This window comes from Shewanella sp. NIFS-20-20 (assembly GCF_019209865.1).
In the GTDB taxonomy this organism is placed as follows: domain Bacteria; phylum Pseudomonadota; class Gammaproteobacteria; order Enterobacterales; family Shewanellaceae; genus Shewanella.
Genome location: NZ_JAHUTT010000114.1, coordinates 1 through 1,985, shown reverse-complemented (window position 1 = coordinate 1,985; position 1,985 = coordinate 1). Strand labels below are relative to the sequence as shown.

The following is a 1,985-nucleotide window of genomic DNA, read 5'->3' as shown; positions in this document are numbered from 1 at the left end:
CCTGCGCCAGTCGTTGAATGAGCTGGGCCACCCAATCTCGCCTGTGGTCGTAGTTTTTACCGGAGAATTTATCTTCACCACACAGGTAAGCGCGGCGGACCACTCGGCTACAACAGTGGTAATACGGAGTGTCTTCAATACTGATTTGAGTTCTTCGTGGACGTGGCATAACGACCTCCCATTCCAACAACACCCATCAGCATAGTCGAAAACCCATAAAAGCCATCATTTATGATGGGTGGCTATTTATAAGAGGGTTTAAATCAGGGTAAGCTGATGCTAAATTAGCCTGCAATAGGCTAGAATATTGGCTATACCATTCGCATGATATTTGCCGGTGCCGTTGAGGAGCGATGATGAATTTAACCAACAATAAATGGCTACTGGCTGCAGCTTTAACATGCATGTTAGCCGCATTAGCACATCTCGGTTGCATTGTCTTTGGTGGCGATTGGTACCGTTTTTTCGGCGCGGGGGAGCAAATGGCTCAGATGGCGGAACAAGGGCTATGGTACCCAACCATTGTTACTGCCATTATCGTCTTAATTTTAAGTGTTTGGGCTCTTTACGCGCTGTCTGCTGCCGGCTTAATAAGACGTTTCCCTTTCACTCGCTTAGCACTGTTAACCATTATCAGCCTATTGTTTCTTCGAGCGATATCCTTTACAAGCTTAATGTCGATGTTTCCAGAAAATAGCCTAACCTTTTGGCTAATTAGCTCGGCAATTTGCCTGTTTATGAGTTGTTTATTTGCCATCGGCACTCTTCAGCAATGGGCATTTCTGAGTCAAACGCTGCCAACAAACAACTCTCAGCTCAACAGCCCCCCTTAATAATATAAATAACCATCGATAAACCCATACATGAACTGTAAAGTTAAACGCCCCAATGTCGATTGCCCCTCACATTGGGGAATTGATATTCACAAGTTTAAAAACTGGCCAACTTATAAATCTTATTAACTTGATTTAGATTGTATGTATTAGGGATGGCCCTCATGGCAGCATTTCTAATTGTTGCAAGCGCTGGGTTCTTTATATGTGAAATATTACCTAGCTGCCAACTGAGTTTTACCACCTTGACCGTTTTGTTTTTTCGTAAACATTCATACTTGGCAAAAGCAGTCATAATTGGATATTGACTAAGGTAATAACTGAGGGTGTAAGCATCTTCAATTGCCTGACATGCGCCTTGCCCCATATTCGGAGTTGTTGCATGAGCTGCATCACCAAGCAAACAAACCGTATCACGAGACCAAGACGCTATCGGCCGCAAATCACACACATCACTTTGAAATACGTTATCCGTAGGTGTTTGCGAGATGATGTCAGAGACGATGGGATGAAATTTCTTAAAACAATGAATTAAGTCACGGCTTGTGATTGGTAAATGACTACTGTGGAGTCCATACCAATACACTTCATTGGGCGTTAACCTCACAAAGCCAAACCGTGTGCCAGCGCCCCACAACTCATTCAATTGATGTTGATATTCTTGTGGCAATTGAATACTGGATATGCCGCGCCAGCAAGTCTGCTGAGCATGCCGGATGAGACTATCATCAAATAGGGTATTTCTTACTACGGAGTGAATGCCATCTGCGCCAATAACGGCATCGAAATCAAGGAAGGTACCGTCTGAGAATGTCAACGAGGACTGACAGCTCCCCCAATTAACATCAACGACTTTTTTATTGAGTTGAATACATTGAGTGTTAAGTGTCTCGATAAGAAGTTGTTGTAATACCCCCCGCTGAATAGCCACACAGTTAACCGCGTATTTATGATCAAAGTATGAGGTCTCAATGGTGTTTAAACGGTGCAACTCTGCAGTATTAATATTGATTGATGACAATGGGCAGGGGCAGATCATGAACGTTTTTTGCCCAATGGCAAATCAAAATTGACCTAATGAGCTAGCTGTGATCTTATGCTCCTCTTTTGAGGAGTTGCCATGAATATAGATACCATCAAAGAGCATTTCAG

Annotated in this window: 2 protein-coding genes and 1 pseudogene; 1 reads left to right on the top strand and 2 read right to left on the bottom strand. The window is 43.2% G+C overall.

Features of this window, described 5'->3' with window-relative positions; translation table 11 throughout:
- Positions 1–169, bottom strand: a pseudogene (locus tag KU855_RS18990) (transposase); the annotation flags it as partial.
- Between the two features lie 187 nt (positions 170–356).
- On the opposite strand from KU855_RS18990, the gene KU855_RS18630 reads away from it, so the two are divergent.
- Positions 357–833 carry a hypothetical protein gene (locus tag KU855_RS18630; RefSeq protein ID WP_218532782.1) on the top strand — a complete coding sequence of 159 codons (477 nt, stop codon included), beginning with the start codon at positions 357–359 and terminating at the stop codon, positions 831–833.
- A gap of 97 nt (positions 834–930) precedes the next feature.
- Here KU855_RS18630 and KU855_RS18625 read toward each other — a convergent pair whose 3' ends face one another.
- Positions 931–1,764, bottom strand: a complete 834-nt coding sequence (locus tag KU855_RS18625) for an FAD-dependent monooxygenase (protein WP_218532780.1) — start codon at positions 1,762–1,764, stop codon at positions 931–933.
- Positions 1,765–1,985 lie beyond the last annotated feature (221 nt).

What these genes read in the sequence shown, in the direction of transcription:
- KU855_RS18630 (WP_218532782.1), top strand. Translation starts at nt 357, where the DNA reads ATGAATTTAACCAACAATAAATGGCTACTGGCTGCAGCTTTAACATGC.